Source organism: Aquimarina sp. I32.4, from assembly GCF_002924285.1.
GTDB lineage: Bacteria > Bacteroidota > Bacteroidia > Flavobacteriales > Flavobacteriaceae > Aquimarina.
Window position 1 is genome coordinate 1 of the sequence record NZ_PGUB01000005.1, and the last position, 20,208, is coordinate 20,208.

The window sequence follows — 20,208 nt, forward strand, 5'->3', positions numbered from 1 at the left end:
AACATATCTTTTTAAGACCAAAAGCTACAGAGGGGTCAATATGACCAGAATGGGGGTCAGTATCCATAGAATATCCAGATAGAGAGGTCATCAAACTCCTTTGTACCTTTTTTATATATTTCTATTACATCATCGGTTCTATCTACACCCTCTGCACTTATGATAACTTCAATACCTTGAGATTCTTTGCAAATTTCACTTAAGTTTTCAAAACATATTTCTTTTGATATAGCTAGACCTATATGAGAAAGATCTAGAGAGATTGTAGAATTCAAATGTTGACTCTTAATTTCTCGAATTACCCTTATAAATTCTTTTGTTGCGTCATTTGCTTCTTTAACCGTTGAAGTATTTTCTCCCATAAACTCAATAGAACATTTAAACCCTTCTTTATTTTCCTTAATGACTTTGAGAATTGTTTCATCAAGATTTTCACCTCCAATATATCTTTCGGCAGCTTTTTTTAGTGTTTTAAAAAGAATAGGATTACTTAATACATATTCTTTTACTTCTTTGTTCATAGCAGATTTTCGTAATGCATCAGAACCCATTAATAATAAATCTTTTTCCATCATACTTTTATTTTTTGATAAAAGAACATATTGACAAGCTAGTAAAGTTTAACCGCCAGATACCATAAGAGTTTTACAAACTATTTTTAAGTAAATCTATATACTCTCCTATCATTTTTTCATTACGCCTATAATATGTCCATTTACCAATCCTTGTTGCTATAATTAAATCTACTTTATGCATCATAGTGAGATAGTGAGAAACTGTTGATTGAGATAGCCCTGTTTTATCTTGAATATGACATACACAAACTCCATTACCAAAATCAGGAACATTAATCTGAGGAGGAAAATTAGACTCCATATCTTTTAACCAATCAAGAATATCTACCCTTACTTTATTAGACAGTACCTTATTTATTTCTATAATGTTCATTTTATAAATATACATTATTATATCGATATATCCCGATATGTAGTTTTATTTTTCAAATAAAATTGAATTATTATACACTACTATTTTAGGGAAATGACACTTTTAAAAAATAAAAAAGGTTCTGAATTAATATTCAGAACCTTTTAAGAGCCGATAGAGGGACTCGAACCCACGACCTGCTGATTACAAATCAGCTGCTCTAGCCAGCTGAGCTATATCGGCAAAAGCGGTTGCAAATATAATCCCTACAACCATTTTTACAAATATTTTTTGAAAAAAATTATAGTGCATTTACTTTTTTCACTAATTCTGTAGCTGTTTTCTCCAAATCATCACGTAAAGATCTAAAATGTTTCTTAGTATTTTCTAGTGAACGCTCATTAGCTCTAGCCATAAATCCATCAAATGATGTTATTGCCTCATCAATAATTGCCTCTCCTGATTTATTATCCTTATTGGGATTCTCTAACTCCCATAGATAAACTGCTTCTATAATATCTCCTAAAACGTAGTTTATATCTTTCTTAAGGTCTCTCTTGTTTGCCATAATCAAATTTATTTTATGCAAAATTAGTGTTTTCAATTCAATAATACTCATGTAATATTAATTTACACACAGATTCACATTAACTTTTATTCAGTACAGAATTACTATTTACTTATATTCCCAAAGCCTTTTATAATTTATGCTAGTAAATATTATACTGACATGTCATATAGATTATGAATTACTCGCACGATTTTGTAATTTTGACGCAATTCAAAACAATGGAAGAAGAAGAAAAAGTTATTCTGGTTAACAAAAATGATGAGCAAATAGGATTAATGCCTAAGCTAGAAGCACACCAAAAAGCTGTATTACATAGAGCTTTTTCTGTATTTGTTATTAATAGCAAAAACGAATTGATGCTTCAGCAAAGAGCTCTTCATAAATATCATTCTCCTGGTTTATGGACAAATACATGCTGTAGCCACCAAAGAGAAGGAGAAAGTAATATTGAAGCAGGAATGCGACGATTACAGGAAGAAATGGGTTTTACTACTCCTCTCAAAGAATCGGTCTCGTTTATATACAAAGCTCCTTTTGACAACGGACTTACAGAACATGAGTTTGATCATGTATTATTGGGCACCTATGAGAATGCTCCTGTTATCAACCCTGAAGAAGTAGCTAATTGGAAATGGATGCCAATAGAAGTTGTAAAAGAAGACATCCTAAAACATCCTGAAACGTATACTGAATGGTTTAAAATCATTTTTGAAAAATTTTATTCACACATAACCTTATGAGGATTAAAGCTTGTAGAAAAGCGCATTTTAATGCGGCACATAGATTATACAGGAAAGACTGGAGTGATGAAAAAAACTTTGAGGTATTTGGCAAATGTAGCAACCCAAAATATCATGGCCATAACTATGAACTTATAGTTGCGGTCATAGGAGAAATTGATCCTGAAACTGGTTTTCTAATGGATCTCAAAATCCTAAAAGACTATATAAAAACAGAAGTAGAAGAGTATATGGATCACAAAAACCTAAATGAAGAAGTTATAGAATTTTCTGATCTAAACCCTACTGTAGAAAATATTGCAATAGTCATATGGAATAGATTAAGAAATAAGATACTACCCAAATTTGATCTTGAAATTACTTTATATGAAACTCCTCGCAATTTTGTAATTTATTCAGGTCACTAAGCAACAATTTCTTATACTACTACCAAAATAATTACCACTATAAAAGATTAATTATTTTCATCATATAAAACTATAAAACAAAGTGCCTTACTAGAAAAGTAAGGCACTTTGTTTTATATCAATAATTTATTTATTATCGCACACAATTATTTTACAATTATAAACTCACTTCTTCTATTTAATTGATGTGCTTCTTTTGTACAGTTGGTATTATCTACACAATCATTAACTGGTTTGGTTTCTCCATACCCTTTTCCAGTTAATCTATCTTTAGATATTCCTTTATCTACAATATAATTTACGGTGGCTTCTGCCCTCTTCTCTGAGAGATATAAATTATACGCATTATCACCATGACTATCTGTATGTGATCGTATATCTATTTTCATTTTAGGATGCTGGTTCATTACCTCGATTACTTTTGCCAATTCTACCTTAGCATCAGAACGTATCTCAAATCCATCAAAACTAAAGTAGATAGGATTAAGAGATAATACTTTTGCCAAATCATCTCCGATATCAGCTGATTTTATTTTCTTTTCTAAACTAAGTGGAGTGTCTTGTACCTGAGTCTCTGCCAAAGTATTCACTAGTTTTTCTAATGTTATATATTCATCTTTTTCAGCTCTTACAAAATATTTGGACTCACAATCTACCAATTGAGTATATGTAGCTTCTTCTCCTACCACCGAACTTTGTATAAGAGTATTACTACTATCATAAACAGAAATCTTGGTTCCAGGAAGTAATTCTCCTGTATCTTTATCTGTAACCAATCCTGCAATTGTAATTTCACAAGGATTTCTCAACTCTTCAATTTCAATAAATCCATATACATCATCACTTCCTTTTCCTCCTAATCTATTTGATGAGAAATATCCTCTTTTAGAACCATGGTTTATTATGAATGCAAAATCATCTTTTGCTCCATTAATTGGGCGCCCTACATTGATTACCTTTTTTTCTTGTTTAGTTTGTGGATTCAGCGATGTAACAAATACATCCAAACCACCTAGTCCCATATGACCGTCAGATGAGAAATACAGTGTATTATCATCACTTATAAAAGGAAATGTTTCTTTACTTTCTGTATTAATTCTATCTCCAAGGTTTTTTGGTTCTCCAAAATTCCCTTCTTCATCTATACTCACCTCATATATATCAGACAAGCCTTTTCCTCCAGGCATATCTGATGAAAAATATAATGTTTTCTCATCGTCACTTAATGTAGGATGTGCTACAGAATATTCATCACTATTAAATGGTAAACCTTGAGGGGTTGTCCACCCTCCTTGATCAGTTTTATAAGAACGATATATTTTTAGTTTATTAGTCCCTTTTTGATCACGACCAATTTTTCCATCGTTAAAATTATTCCTTGTAAAATAAACTGTCTGCTCATCTTTAGTAAACACAGGTGTAGATTCATGAAACTTTGAATTTATTTTACCACTCAGTCTCTTTACTTTTGAAAAACTATTATTTACAGAGTCATACTCTGTTTCAAAAATATTTAAAAAAGCTTCATCATTCCATTGATGAACATTTTTGTTTAATCTTAAAGTATCTCGCGAGGAGCTAAAAACAATCTTTTTTCCGTAAAAAGCAGCGCCAAAATCGGCAAAGATCGAATTTACAGCTAAGTTTTCTACTTCATATCTCCCTGATTGAAAATCGATTTGTTTCAAATAATCAGCCCCTTCTGCAAATAATTTTGCTCGTTGATCATTATTACTAAGGTCTGCAAATTTTTGCATATACTTATCTGCTTCCTCATATTTTTCTACAGATTTTAATGTTTGTGCATATCTAAAATAATATTCAGGTTTCACTTCATCTGGATAAGAATTCACTAACTCTCCATACCATTTTAAGGCATCTTTAAACTGACTATTAAAATAATAACTATCACCTAAGTTCATAAAAAGGTCAGCGCTTTTATACCCTTTTTTTACAATTTTAAGATATGTCTCTTGCGCATCTATATATTGATACTTATCATATTGATTTTTTGCTTTTTGCATCTTCTTCTCTTGTGCAAAAAGAGTATCATTTGCAAAGAATAATGATATAAAAGCTAAAAGTGATATAAGTAAATATTTCTTCATAATTTACTGTTGTATTAAAATTTTGATTAAAAGAAACGAGGTGTTAGCATTCTGTTATATTTTTTAAAGAGCTCAAACCTCAACATGACCTCGTAACTACCATCATTAAACTGTGTTTGTCCCAATTCTGTAGTCTCTCTATCATAGGCAAAACCAATCATCATAGAATCTGACACCTGAAAACCTACCATTGCACTTACCGCAGCATCCCAACGATAACCCACCCCTAAAGTCAAGCGATCATACAATAAAAAGTTTGCTGACAAATCTACTTGTAAAGGCGCCCCAAATACTAATTTACTCAGTAATGCTGGTTTAAATTTTACATCATCACTCAAATCAAATACATGTCCTGCAATCAAATAGTAATTGATACGTTCTTCTGCCAGAAAAGTTGTTGCTGTACTACTATCATCTGTAGAACTCTCATCAAAATGATCTGTTTCTAATAGATTAGGAGTACTTAATCCTACATAAAAACGATCGGTATGATAGTAAAACCCTACTCCAACATTAGGACTGAATTTATTATCTATATTACTTTCGAATAAGCGATCATTACTGGTAAATTTTGATAATTCATTAAGATCAACATTTAATAAATGTCCTCCTGCTTTTAGTCCAAAGCTTAATTTCCCTTGTTCAGACGTAGGAATGGTGTATGAAAAATCAATATCAAAATAAGTTTCATCTGTTGGTCCTATTTGATCATTAACAATTGATACTCCCAGACCAATTCTTTCATTATCTCCGATAGGAGTATTAAGTGTTAAGGTTTGAGTACGGGGTGCTCCATCTAATCCTACCCATTGGCTACGATGTAGTCCCATAATACTCAAAACACCACGACTACCCGCATAAGCAGGGTTTACACTTATTGTGTTATACATATATTGAGTATACTGAGCATCTTGCTGAGCATTGACAAAAGTAGTAGTAAAACCTACAATGGCTATTACAAATATTTTCAATAGTTTATCCATAAGTATTTTAATTCGATTTAGGGAATAACAAATATATAATATTCCAAATACATTTATCTATTTATATACAGGTAACCCGCTTTAGACCTACCGATTCCACTGGTATTTTCATATTCCAGTACATAATAGTATGTTCCTACAGGTAATCTTTTTTCACTATTTATTGTAGCCCTTCCATTACTAACTCCTTCAAAAAATCTAGCTCCTGGTTGTTCATATCCATCTTCTTCAAAAACCATGACTCCCCAACGATTAAATATCCTCAAAGTATTATTAGAAAAATTATGTAATCCTATGATTCTAAACTGATCATTAACCCCATCTCCATTTGGCGAAATTCCTGTATAAATCTCTACCTCATCACTTGGCTCAATAAGCAATACGGTAATATCTTCAAAATCCCCATCTCCATCAATATCAACATTGGTATTATCAAAGGGATCATCTGATATATCAGTTATATCATTCCCATCTGAGTCCAGGCCTGTAACAGTTGCTTGATTAGACACACTCCCTCTAAGTAAGTCTTCTTCTGTCAAAACATAAGTAGCTGTAAAACTATCTGTGTCTTGTTCCCCTACTTCCAGATCGATGGGACCTCCTATTACCTCAATTCCAGGTAACGGATCGGTAAGAAATATACCTGTAATAACCATATTCCCAGTATTCTCTATGATAAAACTGTAATGTATTTCATCCCCTGCATTAATAGCGTCATCATTATTAGCATCTACATACACTCCAGTTTTAATGAGCTCCATATTAGCTATTCCTATTACTTCAACCGTTACAGTAGCATCATCACATATCAATGGATCAACGACACTACACAAGGTGTAAGTGAATGTATAATCACCTGGGGCAGTATTTGGAAGTACAATCACTTCTCCTGTAATGGGGTCTATACTAACTCCATCTCCAAGGTCTGAATCAGTTACAGTCATAGTTACATCTGTTCCCAAGATAGCTCCGTTTCCATTAATAGTATCATTATCATCTACTATATTAATAGAATTACCTCCTGTTTCACCATCTATCACCAAATGATCATCATTGGCCTCTATACTACATATTGGTGTGTTTACAGTAATTGTTTTTTCACAAGTTGTCACAATATTAACTGTAATATCTGTATCAGCTCCCAAAGGGATTTCTGCTATGCTCCATAAATTACCAGAAACATTCGTTACTATACCAGAGGTGCTGGTAACTACTCCTGCGCTTACAGTTACTTCTAATGAATATGTCATCATATCTATAGAGCACGATGGTAAACTAGTTACAGAAATAGTAGGCAAAGCATTTACTGTAAGTATCTTTACATCAGAAATCTGAGTTGCACACAAATATGATGAGTTAGATAAAACTACTCTATATTGATTACCATTATCGGTTATCGAGGCGTTCGTAATCGTTAACACATTTGTGGTTGTAGTGCTATAGATACCTGTATCTGTAAGATCATCCCATGTAGTACCATTAAACAATTGCCATTGATAAGTATTGACATCTGTAGCTGTTACTTCAAATGTTGTATCTGTATTTGCACAAATTATTGAGTTTGATGGTTGTACTGTTATTACAGGAGGTGCTCCTGCGGTGGTAACATTAGTATTCGTACCCGTATACCCATCGCTTCTAGAGGTCACTCTTCCATTTGCATCAACGGTAAGCCCAACTCCAAATGTACCAATCCCTAAATATCCATTGGTATCTCCATCTGTATATCCAGCTTCAATTACATCATCACAACCATCATCATCACTATCTGAATCAATAAAATCAGGAATTCCATCGGGAGTAACTTCTGAATCCGCAATACTATAATCTACAACTCCACTATTTGCTCCACTGGTGCCTTGTACCAGATCAGGAATACCATCTGTTCCAAAAGTTCCATCTACAACACCATTTGTATGTGGTTGCATATGCCCTGCTTCTTCTGCATCATAAATACCATCATTATCACTATCTAAATCCAGATAATTAGGAACTCCATCATTATCACTATCTAAGTTATTACAAACAGATAATATGATCTCTACTTTATCTTTTCCAAAAGCATTTATACCTGATTGTACAAACTGTAGTCTCACTGTAGATACATTTCCGTGTACTCGCAAAGAACCTGCCGCACTACCGTCTGCATCATTTTCTGTACTTTCTCCTGTAGCTCCTGTAGGAGGTATAATTTCTACTCCCCCATCTCTTACTGTAGTTGGTCTTGTTCTAAAATCTGATGTTCCTTCTAATGGAGCCCAGGTTAACCCATCTAATAATGTTATCTCTGCAGAGTTTTGATGTGTCCCAAATACTCCTCCTATACGATCAAAATGTAAAATAGGATTTGTAACTTGAATCGGATTACCTAAGGCATCTTCAAAATTAATAGTCAATATCGAATCCCAATGATACTCATTTTCTAATGATACATTACCCCCTAAGTTTTCTGACCAAAAACCAGTTCCTAAAGGGTTAAAATCTGCCAACACAAATGGATCAGGGTTTGTGGTTGTTAGCTTGGCAATTACACCATTTCCAAAATCATAGGTTGCTGTAGTTCCAGCAATCGTCCAACTGCCAGATTCAATAAGTTGGCATGCTCCTTCATCTATATCTAAAATCCCATCATTATCATCATCAAGATCACAACCATCGGCAACATTATCATTATCTATATCAATATCATCTTCATACCCCATACATATATCTGACACATCTGGTATACCATCATTGTCTGTATCAGCTGTAGTACATACTTCTAACATGAATTCTATATCATCATTACCAAATCCAGCTACACCAGCTTGTACAAATTGTAATGTAAACGATGTTATTACACCGTTAATCCTTAAAGAACCTGCCGCTGAGCCATCATCATCATTCAAACTACTTTCTAAACCTGGCGTACTACCAACAGGGGTTCCTGCTCCAGCATCTCTAACTGTTGTAGTTGTAGCTTGAAAATCATTGGTCCCTCCTAAAAAATCCCATGTCAATCCGCCTTGCAGTGTAACTTCTGCAGAGTTTTGTTGTGTTCCAAATAACCCTCCTAAACGATCAATATGCAATATAGGATCCTCAATATTTACTGGATTACCAAAACCATCTTCAAAACTTACTGTTAGTGTCGAATCCCAAGTAAATATATTTTCTATAGATACATCTCCTTCTATTCCATTAGACCAAAAACCAGTTCCTGCAGGGTTAAAATTACCAGAAATAAAAGGGCTTGCTGTTGTAGTAGTTATTCTTGCTATTACTCCATCTCCAAAATCATATAGTGCTGTGGCACCAGAAATACTCCAAAAACCAGATTGTTGTATAGAACACATTACCAATGGCGCTTCATAAGCTTTTATCTCAATCCCTGAACCATTCTTACTATGTGCTTTAATAAAGGCTTCTTCATTTATATTTGCTCCTTTTAGAATTTCGACATGTAGTGTAGAAAATAATAAGAGTACCGTCAAAAGAAATTGCTTCCAGAAGTTACTATACTTGTATTTTGCCCCTTTTTTAAGAAATGTGTTTTTTCTCATACTGTTCTATCTTTTAAAATAATACAAAACAACCCGCAACAAAAACCATTGTATCGTTACGTGAAAACCATAAATATAGGGGAGTGCAAATGTTAGGATATTTTTTCAGTATTTAATAAAATATTCTTGCAAAAATTATGTTTTTCGTTAACAAACATAATTTTTAGACAAAAAACACATCATTTCCTACATTATCTCCATATTCTGATCTTTTTGATTAGCTCATTAATATATAAAGTGGGATCATTCTCATAAAGTTGTACAAAACAACCATAGTGACAGTTAACTTTCATTATCAAGAGTAAGGCAAAATGATGCAATTTTATTAAAGAAATTAAGATCAGAAATGGTACTCTTCTTTATAATTATGCTTAGTACATGAGTATTTATAATTTCTAACAAGCAATTATAATTGCGCATATAACTATGTTATTTTAATACTATATTTGCATCCTTATTTAATAATCTAATAACTACTATAGTTAATAGGTTTTGATAGGCTTAGCTATTTCATTAATATTCTTTATAACTAAGTCTAAATGATGATTATGCACCATATTTATAGAATACTAAAGTAGTACCAGATGAAATTTACAGATGAAATAGGAAGAAGAAGAACTTTTGGAATTATCTCTCATCCCGATGCAGGTAAGACAACATTAACAGAGAAATTGTTACTTTTTGGGGGAGCTATTCAAGAAGCTGGAGCTGTAAAATCTAATAAAATAAAAAAGGGCGCTACTAGTGACTTTATGGAAATTGAGCGTCAAAGAGGTATCTCTGTAGCTACTTCTGTTTTAGCCTTTGAATATGAAGGTATCAAAATTAATATTTTGGATACTCCAGGGCATAAAGATTTTGCAGAAGATACATTCAGAACCTTGACAGCTGTAGATAGTGTAATTGTAGTAATCGATGTTGCAAAAGGGGTTGAGGAACAAACAGAAAAATTGGTTTCTGTATGTAGAATGAGAAATATTCCTATGATTGTGTTTATAAACAAACTGGATCGAGAAGGAAAAGATGCTTTTGAATTATTGGATGAAATCGAACAAAAACTGGGGCTTAAGGTTACTCCTCTCAGTTTTCCTATAGGAATGGGGTATGATTTTAAAGGTATTTATAATATCTGGGAAAAAAACATTAATCTCTTTAGCGGAGATAGTAGAAAAAACATAGAAGAAACTATAAAGATATCAGATCTATCATCGAGTGAACTTAATGATACTATAGGAGATGATGCTGCAGATACATTGCGTGAAGAATTAGAACTGGTTGAAGGTATATATCCAAAATTTGAACAAAGTGAGTATCAAAATGGTAGTTTACAACCAGTATTTTTTGGTTCTGCATTAAATAATTTTGGTGTTAGAGAGTTACTGGATTGTTTTATTACTATTGCTCCTCCTCCGCGACCTAAAGAAAGTGATATCCGTGTTGTACATCCTGAGGAAAAAGATTTTACTGGTTTTGTATTTAAAATTCATGCCAATATGGATCCCAAACACAGAGATCGACTGGCTTTTATAAAAATCGTTTCTGGAACTTTTGAAAGAAACGTACCTTACTTACACACCAGACATAATAAAAAATTAAAATTTTCCAGTCCTAATGCATTTTTTGCTGAAAAAAAGGAGATTGTAGATATATCATACCCTGGTGATATTGTAGGGTTACATGATACTGGGAATTTTAAAATTGGAGATACCCTTACCAAAGGTGAGGTCCTTAATTACAAAGGAATCCCAAGTTTTTCACCTGAACATTTTAGGTATATTAACAATGCAGATCCTATGAAATCTAAACAATTGGCAAAAGGAATTGATCAATTGATGGATGAAGGGGTTGCACAGCTTTTTACTCTGGAAATGAACGGAAGAAAAGTTATTGGTACCGTAGGAGCATTACAATACGAAGTAATTCAATACAGGCTAGAGCATGAATACGGGGCAAAATGTACGTATGAAAACCTAAATGTACATAAGGCATGTTGGATAGAAACAGAAGATGAAAATAGTGATGAGTTTAAAGATTTTAAACGAGTAAAGAGCAAGTTTCTCGCAAAAGATAAGCAAGACCAATTAGTGTTTTTTGCAGATTCATCTTTTAGTTTACAAATGACCCAACAAAAATATCTATCTATCCAATTTCATTTTACATCAGAATTTTAGTACCCATATTTTAGGTAATACATACAAAAAAACCTTATAAAAATTTTTATAAGGTTTTTTTTGTATTTGATAGTGTTGTGAATAGCTTTACAACTATCCTAAGCTTCTCCTGTAGGTCCAAAATTCATAGGAATAGGTGGTTGATCATAATCTTTAATCTCTCCATTAGCTTTCTCAAATCGGTTTACATTGTCACTAAGTGCTTTTAATAACCTTTTGGCATGTTGTGGAGTTAATATTATCCTACTTTTTACTTTGCTTTTTGGTCTTCCCGGCATAATATTTACAAAATCAACCACAAATTCAGAAATAGAATGATTTATAATCGCAAGGTTACTATAGGTTCCATCTGCAATGTCCTCATCCAATTCTATATTCAATTGATTTTGGTTCTGATTTTTATTATCTGCCATATCTAATTTTATTTTAGAATTCTTTTTACTTAAAAAAAGAAAGCCTGCCTAAAAAGGCAGGCTGTTCATATTATATTAGTTATAATTAACTTCTTGTCGCTGTTCCATCCTTTCTTCAAACTCATCGTTTGAACCAACAATGATACTTTCGTAGTCTCTCATTCCTGTTCCTGCTGGTATTCTATGTCCAACAATTACATTTTCTTTAAGGCCTTCTAGTGTATCAATTTTACCGCTTACAGCAGCTTCGTTCAATACTTTTGTTGTTTCCTGGAATGATGCTGCAGAAATAAATGACTTCGTTTGTAGTGAGGCTCTTGTAATACCTTGCAGTATTGGCGTAGCCGTAGCAGGAGAAACTTCTCTTCCTGTTACCAAATTCTTGTCATCTCTACGCAATGAAGAGTTCTCGTCTCTCAATTCTCTAGGAGAAATAATCTGACCTGCTTTAAGTTTTTCACTATCTCCTGCATCTTCAACTACTTTCATTCCGAAAATCTCATCATTTTCTTCGATAAAATCAGACTTATGAACCAATTGATTTTCTAAGAAAATAGTATCTCCTGGATCTTGAATTCTTACTTTACGCATCATCTGTCGTACAACAACCTCAAAGTGTTTATCATTAATTTTCACACCCTGTAATCGGTATACTTCCTGTACTTCATTAACCAAATATTGTTGTACTGCAGAAGGTCCTTTGATCTTAAGGATATCTTCTGGTGTTGTAGAACCATCAGATAATGGCATCCCTGCACGTACATAATCATTTTCTTGAACAAGAATCTGATTAGAAAGTTTTACAAGATATTTCTTTATCTCTCCGATTCGTGATTCAACAATAATTTCACGGTTACCACGCTTGATTTTTCCAAAGGATACTACACCATCAATTTCACTAACTACAGCTGGGTTTGATGGGTTACGTGCTTCGAATAATTCAGTTACCCTTGGAAGACCCCCTGTAATATCACCTGCTTTTGCAGATTTACGTGGAATCTTTACAAGAATTTTCCCTACTTTAATCTTATCACTATCATCTACCATAAGGTGAGCTCCAACTGGCAAGTTGTATGAACGTAGTACTTCGTCTCCTTTTCCTAATATATGTAAAGTTGGAATCTTTTTCTTATCACGAGATTCAGAAATTACTTTTTCCTGGAATCCTGTTTGTTCATCTATTTCTACTTGATAGGTAATACCTTGTTCGATATTTTCATATCTTACTTTACCTGCAAATTCAGAAATAATAACACCATTATAAGGATCCCATTGACAAATTACTTGATCTGCATCTAATTTATCTCCATCAGAAATAAATAATTGAGATCCATAAGGAATTAAGTTTGTACTTAAGACAATTTTAGTTTTTGGATCTATAATTTTCACCTCAGATGTACGAGAAATTACTACATCAATTTCATTTCCTTCGTTATCTTCTCCTTTTACAGTTTTAAGCTCTTCTATCTCAGCTTTACCTGCAAATTTAGATTTTAATTGATTTTCCTCAGAAATGTTACCTGCAATACCTCCCACGTGGAATGTACGTAGTGTAAGCTGTGTCCCTGGTTCTCCAATAGACTGAGCCGCCACAACACCTACAGCTTCACCTATCTGAACAGTTTTTCCTGTAGCTAGGTTACGTCCGTAACATTTTACACAAATTCCTTTTTTAGCTTCACAAGTAAGTGCAGAACGTACTTCTACAGATTCTACAGGAGAATTCTCAATAATCTTAGCAGTTGCATCATCTATCTCAATTCCTGCTTCTACAAGCACTTCTTGAGTCAATGGATTTATTACATCTACCAATGAGGTTCTACCTGCTATTCTTGCAGCTAGTCCTTCTATTATTTCTTCATTTTTCTTTAACGGAGTTACTTCAACACCTCTTAATGTACCACAGTCTTCTATGTTTACTATTACATCTTGAGCCACATCTACCAAACGTCTTGTTAAGTACCCTGCATCTGCTGTTTTAAGTGCCGTATCGGCAAGACCTTTACGGGCTCCGTGAGTTGATATAAAGTATTCTAAGATAGAAAGTCCTTCTTTAAAGTTAGAAAGAATCGGGTTTTCGATAATTTCTCCACCAGCAGAACTTGCTTTTTTAGGTTTTGCCATCAATCCTCGCATACCTGTCAACTGTCTAATCTGCTCTTTTGATCCCCTTGCTCCAGAATCAAGCATCATATACACCGAGTTAAATCCTTGCTGATCTTCTCTAATACGTTTCATTGACAATTCAGTCAACTCTGCATTAGTTGAAGTCCAAATATCAATCACCTGATTATAACGTTCGTTATTGGTAATCAATCCCATGTTATAATTTGCTACAATGGTATCTACTTGCGCATTGGCATCAGCAATCATGGTATGTTTCTCAGCAGGAATAATTATATCTCCTAAACTAAAAGATAATCCTCCTTGAAATGCAAAATTATATCCTAATGTCTTAATCTCATCAAGGAAAGCAGCCGTTTCTGGCACGCTAGTAACTTTCAAAATCCCTCCAATAATATCTCTAAGGGATTTTTTTGTCAATACCTCGTTGATATATCCAGCTCTTTCAGGAACTTTTTCGTTAAACAAAACTCTTCCTGTAGTAGTTTCAATTATTTTAGTAACTATCTCACCCTCTTCATTAATATCTTTTGTACGTACTTTGATATTTGCATTAATATCTAATTGTTTTTCATTATACGCAATGATAACTTCTTCTGGTGAATAGAAAGTAAGATCTTCTCCTTTGATTACTAATTCTGGAGTTGATCTACGTGATTTAGTCATATAATACAGCCCCAATACCATATCCTGAGAAGGTACAGTTACTGGTGATCCATTTGCAGGGTTTAGAATGTTATGTGATGCTAGCATCAATAACTGAGACTCTAAAATTGCTTCTGGCCCTAATGGTAAGTGTACTGCCATTTGATCTCCATCAAAATCGGCATTAAATGCTGTACATACCAATGGATGTAATTGTATTGCTTTACCCTCTATAAGTTTTGGCTGGAATGCCTGAATACCAAGACGGTGAAGCGTAGGAGCACGGTTTAATAATACAGGATGTCCTTTTAAGACATTCTCTAAGATATCCCATACAACAGGCTCTTTTCTATCTATTATTTTCTTTGCTGATTTTACAGTTTTTACAATACCACGTTCTATCAGTTTTCTGATCACAAATGGCTTGTAAAGCTCTGCAGCCATATTTTTTGGAAGACCACATTCGAATAACTTCAATTCTGGCCCTACAACAATTACAGAACGTGCTGAATAATCCACACGTTTACCAAGTAAGTTCTGACGGAAACGTCCTTGCTTACCTTTCAATGAATCAGAAAGTGATTTTAATGGTCTGTTAGAATCAGTTTTTACTGCTGATGCTTTTCTTGTATTATCAAATAAAGAATCTACTGATTCCTGAAGCATACGTTTCTCATTACGTAAAATTACTTCAGGAGCTTTGATCTCCATCAATCTTTTCAAACGATTATTACGTATAATTACTCTACGGTATAAATCATTTAAATCAGAAGTTGCAAAACGACCTCCATCTAGCGGTACCAACGGACGTAATTCTGGTGGAATTACTGGTACTACTTTGAGAACCATCCATTCTGGATTGTTTTCTCTATTCTTATTTGCATCACGGAAAGACTCTACAACCTGAAGACGCTTTAAAGCTTCTGTTTTACGTTGTTTAGAGGTTTCGTTATTTGCTTTATGCCTTAATTCATAAGATAGCGCATCCAAATCAATTCTTTTCAGAATTTCGATAAGGCATTCTGCCCCCATCTTAGCGATAAATTTATTAGGGTCTGTATCATCTAAATACAGATTTTCTTGAGGAAGACTATCTAATATATTAAGATACTCTTCTTCTGTAAGGAAATCCATTTTCTGTACAGGTTCTCCTTCTTCATTTTTGGCAATACCTGGTTGAATTACTACATAACGCTCGTAGTAAATAATCATATCCAGTTTCTTCGAAGGAAGACCTAATAAATATCCTATTTTATTTGGTAAAGAACGGAAATACCAGATATGTGCTACTGGTACAACTAGGTTAATATGCCCTACTCGGTCTCTACGTACTTTTTTCTCGGTTACTTCTACACCACATCGATCACAAACGATTCCTTTGTATCGAATTCTTTTATATTTACCACAAGCACATTCAAAGTCCTTTACAGGTCCAAAAATACGCTCGCAGAACAAACCATCTCGTTCAGGTTTATGTGTACGATAATTGATAGTTTCGGGCTTAAGAACTTCTCCTTTAGACGCTGCTAAAATCGACTCAGGAGAGGCTAAACCTATAGAGATTTTATTAAACCTCTTTACTGCATTCTTATCATTATTTCTTGCCATAATATATGGTTACTAAAGAATTATTGTATTTTAAAATTGAATAGTATTTTGATATACAAACTGCTTCCTTTGATAAAATCTAAGGAGGCAGTTTGCTTATTTTAATTCTATTCTTCTAATCTGATATCTAATCCCAGACCTTTTAGTTCATGCATTAATACATTAAACGATTCTGGTAATCCAGGTTCTGGCATTGGTTCACCTTTAACAATACTTTCGTATGTCTTAGCTCTTCCTATAACATCATCAGATTTTACCGTCAATATCTCACGCAAAGTAGCAGAAGCTCCATATGCTTCTAATGCCCATACTTCCATCTCTCCAAAACGCTGACCACCAAATTGTGCTTTACCACCAAGTGGTTGCTGTGTAATCAATGAGTATGGACCTATAGAACGTGCGTGCATCTTATCATCTACCATGTGACCAAGCTTAAGCATATAAATCACACCTACTGTTGCTGGTTGATCAAAACGCTCTCCTGAACCTCCATCAAATAAATATGTATGCCCAAATCTAGGGATTCCTGCTTCATCTGTAAATCCGTTAATCTGATCCAATGAGGCTCCATCAAAGATCGGAGTAGCAAACTTTCTATTAAGTTTTTGACCTGCCCATCCTAATACAGTTTCATAGATCTGACCAATATTCATACGAGAAGGTACTCCTAATGGATTCAATACAATATCAACTGGTGTTCCATCTTCTAAGAAAGGCATATCCTCTTCTCTTACAATACGTGCAACAATACCTTTGTTACCGTGACGACCTGCCATTTTATCACCTACTTTAAGTTTACGTTTCTTAGCAATATAAACTTTAGCTAGTTTTATAATCCCAGAAGGTAATTCATCTCCTACAGAGATTGTAAACTTCTCTCTTCTTAAATTTCCTTGTAGATCGTTTTCTTTAATTTTATAGTTGTGAATAAGATCAGCAACCATACCATTAAGATCATCATCTGTAGTCCAAGTTCCTTTGGTTAGGTGTGTATAATCATCAACACTATTTAGCATTTTCTGACTATATTTTTTACCCTTTGGAAGTACTTCTTCTCCTAGATCATTAATAACTCCTTGAGATGTTTTACCTCCTACTATAATAAACAATTTGTCTATCAAGTCAGATTTTAACAATTCAAATTTTACATCATATGATCTCTCTAGAGCTTCTATATCTTCTTTATCTTGAGAACGTTTTCTCTTATCTTTTATAGCACGTGCAAATAATTTTTTATCAATTACCACACCGTGTAATGAAGGAGATGCTTTTAATGAAGCATCTTTTACATCACCTGCTTTATCTCCAAAAATTGCTCTTAACAGCTTTTCTTCTGGAGTAGGATCACTTTCTCCTTTTGGAGTAATTTTTCCGATAAGGATATCTCCTGGTTTGATTTCTGCACCTACGCGAATCATTCCGTTCTCATCAAGATCTTTTGTTGCCTCTTCAGAAACATTCGGGATATCATTAGTTAATTCTTCATTACCTAATTTAGTATCCCTTACCTCTAAAGAGTATTCATCAATATGTATTGATGTAAAGATATCTTCTCTTACAACTTTCTCAGAAATTACGATTGCATCCTCAAAGTTATACCCTTTCCAAGGCATAAAGGCTACTTTCATATTTCTACCAAGTGCAAGTTCTCCTTTTTCTGTTGCATACCCTTGACATAACACCTGACCTTTTTTAACACGATCACCAACATTTACAATTGGCTTAAGGTTGATGTTTGTTCCTTGATTTGTTTTTCTAAACTTTATAAGTTCATAAGTTTTAGAATCACTATCAAAGCTTACCATTCTTTCTTCCTCTGTTCTATCGTACTTAATGGTAATTTTTTGTGCATCTACATATTCTACAACTCCTTCTCCTTCTGAGTTAATCAATACTCTAGAATCTGAAGCCACTTGACGCTCTAATCCAGTTCCTACAATAGGTGCATCTACTCGCAATAATGGTACAGCTTGACGCATCATGTTTGATCCCATCAATGCACGGTTGGCATCATCATGTTCTAAGAACGGAATTAATGATGCTGATATTGATGCTATCTGGTTTGGTGCTACATCGGCATAATTCACATTGGTTGGATCAATCACTGGGAAATCACCTTCCATACGGGCAATTACCTTATCTGCAGTAATATTCCCTTCATCTGTCTGTGGTATATTAGCCTGAGCGATTAATTTCTCCTCTTCTTCCTCTGCACTTAGGTATCTAAATTCATTAACATCTACTTTACCATCTGTTACTTTACGGTAAGGAGTTTCTAAGAATCCCATTGAATTTACCTTGGCAAAAACTGCTAATGAAGAAATCAAACCAATGTTTGGTCCTTCAGGTGTTTCAATAGGACATAAACGTCCATAATGTGTATAGTGAACATCACGTACCTCAAAACCTGCTCTTTCTCTTGACAATCCACCAGGTCCTAATGCTGAAAGTCTACGTTTATGTGTAATCTCTGCTAATGGATTCGTTTGATCCATAAACTGAGATAACTGGTTTGTTCCAAAGAAAGAATTGATTACAGAAGACAAGGTTTTTGCATTAATCAAATCGATTGGTGTAAATACCTCATTATCTCTAACATTCATTCGCTCACGTATCGTACGGGCCATACGAGCTAATCCTACTCCAAACTGCTGTGATAATTGTTCTCCCACAGTTCTAACTCGACGATTAGAAAGGTGATCGATATCATCTATTTCTGCCTTAGAGTTGATCAGTTCGATTAAGTATTTTATAATGGTAATAATATCTTCTTTGGTAAGCACTTGCTTATCCATTTCAATATTAAGTCCCAATTTTTTATTCATTCTATAACGACCTACTTCTCCAAGATTGTAACGTTGATCAGAAAAGAATAACTTATCAATAATACCTCTTGCTGTTTCTTCATCAGGCGGTTCTGCATTACGTAATTGACGGTAGATATGTTCTACTGCTTCTTTTTCTGAGTTGGTAGGATCTTTCTGTAGCGTGTTATGAATAATTGCATAATCTCCTTTTTGATTATCCTCTTTGTGCAATAAAATTGTTTTTGCACCAGAATCTATAATCTCATCAAGATGATCTTTATCTAAAATAGTATCACGATCCAAAACGATTTCGTTACGCTCGATAGATACTACTTCTCCTGTATCTTCATCCACGAAGTCTTCATGCCATGTGTTTAATACACGAGCGGCTAACTTACGTCCTAAAACTTTTTTCAAGCCGGATTTAGAAACTTTTACTTCTTCTGCAAGATCAAATATTTCTAAAATATCTTTATCACGTTCAAATCCAATTGCACGGAAAAGTGTTGTTACCGGTAATTTTTTCTTTCTATCGATATATGCGTACATTACGCTATTAATATCGGTAGCAAATTCTATCCAAGATCCTTTAAAAGGTATTACTCTTGCAGAATATAGTTTGGTTCCATTGGCATGGAATGATTGCCCAAAGAATACACCAGGTGATCGGTGTAATTGAGATACAACAACTCGTTCTGCACCATTGATACAAAACGTACCACTAGGCGTCATATAAGGGATTGTACCTAAATATACGTCCTGAACAATTGTCTCAAAATCTTCGTGTTCCGGATCTGTACAGAATAATTTAAGACGTGCTTTTAAAGGTACGCTGTACGTAAGACCTCTTTCTATACACTCCTGAAGATCATATCTGGGAGGATCAACAAAGTAATCTAAAAATTCTAGTACAAATTGATTACGTGTATCCGTAATCGGGAAGTTTTCCATGAAGGTATTGTATAAACCTTCGTTTCCTCTTTCATCAGATTTTGTTTCTAGTTGAAAGAAATCCTGAAAGGATTTGATCTGAATATCCAAAAAATCAGGGTAATCAGGTCTATTCTTTACAGAAGAGAAATTTAATCTTTCAGTTTGTGTTGCTAACATCAATGGACGGAATTAAATTAAAATTTTAAAAAAACGCATATTTTAACACTTA

General features: G+C 33.9%; 12 protein-coding genes and 1 tRNA gene. 3 read left to right on the top strand and 10 right to left on the bottom strand.

The features are described from left to right. Nucleotides 1-56: 56 nt before the first annotated feature. The 4 genes from CVD18_RS01685 to CVD18_RS01700 all read right to left on the bottom strand — a co-directional run bounded on the left by CVD18_RS01685 (nt 57) and on the right by CVD18_RS01700 (nt 1,495). Nucleotides 57-575, bottom strand: a complete 519-nt coding sequence (locus CVD18_RS01685) for a hypothetical protein (protein WP_146052676.1) — start codon at nt 573-575, stop codon at nt 57-59. A 70-nt stretch (nt 576-645) separates the two neighbouring features. Continuing rightward, a complete protein-coding gene (locus CVD18_RS01690) occupies nt 646-948 on the bottom strand; it encodes a helix-turn-helix transcriptional regulator (RefSeq protein WP_103863717.1) in 303 nt (100 codons plus the stop codon). A 148-nt stretch (nt 949-1,096) separates the two neighbouring features. Further along, nucleotides 1,097-1,170: transfer RNA gene (locus CVD18_RS01695), tRNA-Thr, on the bottom strand. A 58-nt stretch (nt 1,171-1,228) separates the two neighbouring features. Further along, complete coding sequence (locus CVD18_RS01700) at nt 1,229-1,495, bottom strand: hypothetical protein (protein ID WP_103863784.1); 267 nt, start codon at nt 1,493-1,495, stop codon at nt 1,229-1,231. Between the two features lie 221 nt (nt 1,496-1,716). Here CVD18_RS01700 and idi point away from each other — a divergent pair, with 221 nt between their 5' ends. Then, nucleotides 1,717-2,238, top strand: coding sequence for an isopentenyl-diphosphate Delta-isomerase (gene idi / locus CVD18_RS01705; RefSeq protein WP_103863718.1), 522 nt, complete (start codon nt 1,717-1,719; stop codon nt 2,236-2,238). Next, nucleotides 2,235-2,645, top strand: a complete 411-nt coding sequence (locus tag CVD18_RS01710; RefSeq protein WP_103863719.1) for a 6-carboxytetrahydropterin synthase — start codon at nt 2,235-2,237, stop codon at nt 2,643-2,645. The genes idi and CVD18_RS01710 overlap by 4 nt, the downstream gene beginning before the upstream one ends. A 146-nt stretch (nt 2,646-2,791) precedes the next feature. On the opposite strand, the gene CVD18_RS01715 is transcribed toward CVD18_RS01710, so the two are convergent. Genes CVD18_RS01715 through CVD18_RS01725 form a run of 3 tightly spaced genes read right to left on the bottom strand, consistent with a single transcriptional unit; the run spans nt 2,792 to nt 9,278 of the window. After that, the gene (locus CVD18_RS01715) at nt 2,792-4,753 is read right to left on the bottom strand and encodes an OmpA family protein (protein WP_103863720.1); all 1,962 of its coding nucleotides are present in this window, start codon (nt 4,751-4,753) and stop codon (nt 2,792-2,794) included. 26 nt (nt 4,754-4,779) lie between these two features. Then, nucleotides 4,780-5,736, bottom strand: coding sequence for a type IX secretion system membrane protein PorP/SprF (locus CVD18_RS01720; protein ID WP_103863721.1), 957 nt, complete (start codon nt 5,734-5,736; stop codon nt 4,780-4,782). Between the two features lie 53 nt (nt 5,737-5,789). Then, entirely contained in the window at nt 5,790-9,278 is a 3,489-nt protein-coding gene (locus CVD18_RS01725) for a gliding motility-associated C-terminal domain-containing protein (RefSeq protein WP_103863722.1), read from the bottom strand. Between the two features lie 584 nt (nt 9,279-9,862). Between CVD18_RS01725 and CVD18_RS01730 the strand changes: the two genes are divergently transcribed. Then, nucleotides 9,863-11,449 (top strand): peptide chain release factor 3, encoded by a 1,587-nt coding sequence (locus CVD18_RS01730; protein ID WP_103863723.1) that lies wholly within the window; start codon nt 9,863-9,865, stop codon nt 11,447-11,449. A gap of 98 nt (nt 11,450-11,547) precedes the next feature. Here the strand turns inward: CVD18_RS01730 and CVD18_RS01735 are convergent, their stop codons facing one another. The 3 genes from CVD18_RS01735 to rpoB form a co-directional block, all read right to left on the bottom strand. After that, complete coding sequence (locus CVD18_RS01735; protein ID WP_103863724.1) at nt 11,548-11,862, bottom strand: DUF3467 domain-containing protein; 315 nt, start codon at nt 11,860-11,862, stop codon at nt 11,548-11,550. Between the two features lie 75 nt (nt 11,863-11,937). Next, nucleotides 11,938-16,239, bottom strand: a complete 4,302-nt coding sequence (gene rpoC, locus CVD18_RS01740) for a DNA-directed RNA polymerase subunit beta' (RefSeq protein ID WP_103863725.1) — start codon at nt 16,237-16,239, stop codon at nt 11,938-11,940. Between the two features lie 107 nt (nt 16,240-16,346). Continuing rightward, a complete protein-coding gene (rpoB, locus tag CVD18_RS01745; protein ID WP_103863726.1) occupies nt 16,347-20,156 on the bottom strand; it encodes a DNA-directed RNA polymerase subunit beta in 3,810 nt (1,269 codons plus the stop codon). Nucleotides 20,157-20,208: the final 52 nt, after the last annotated feature.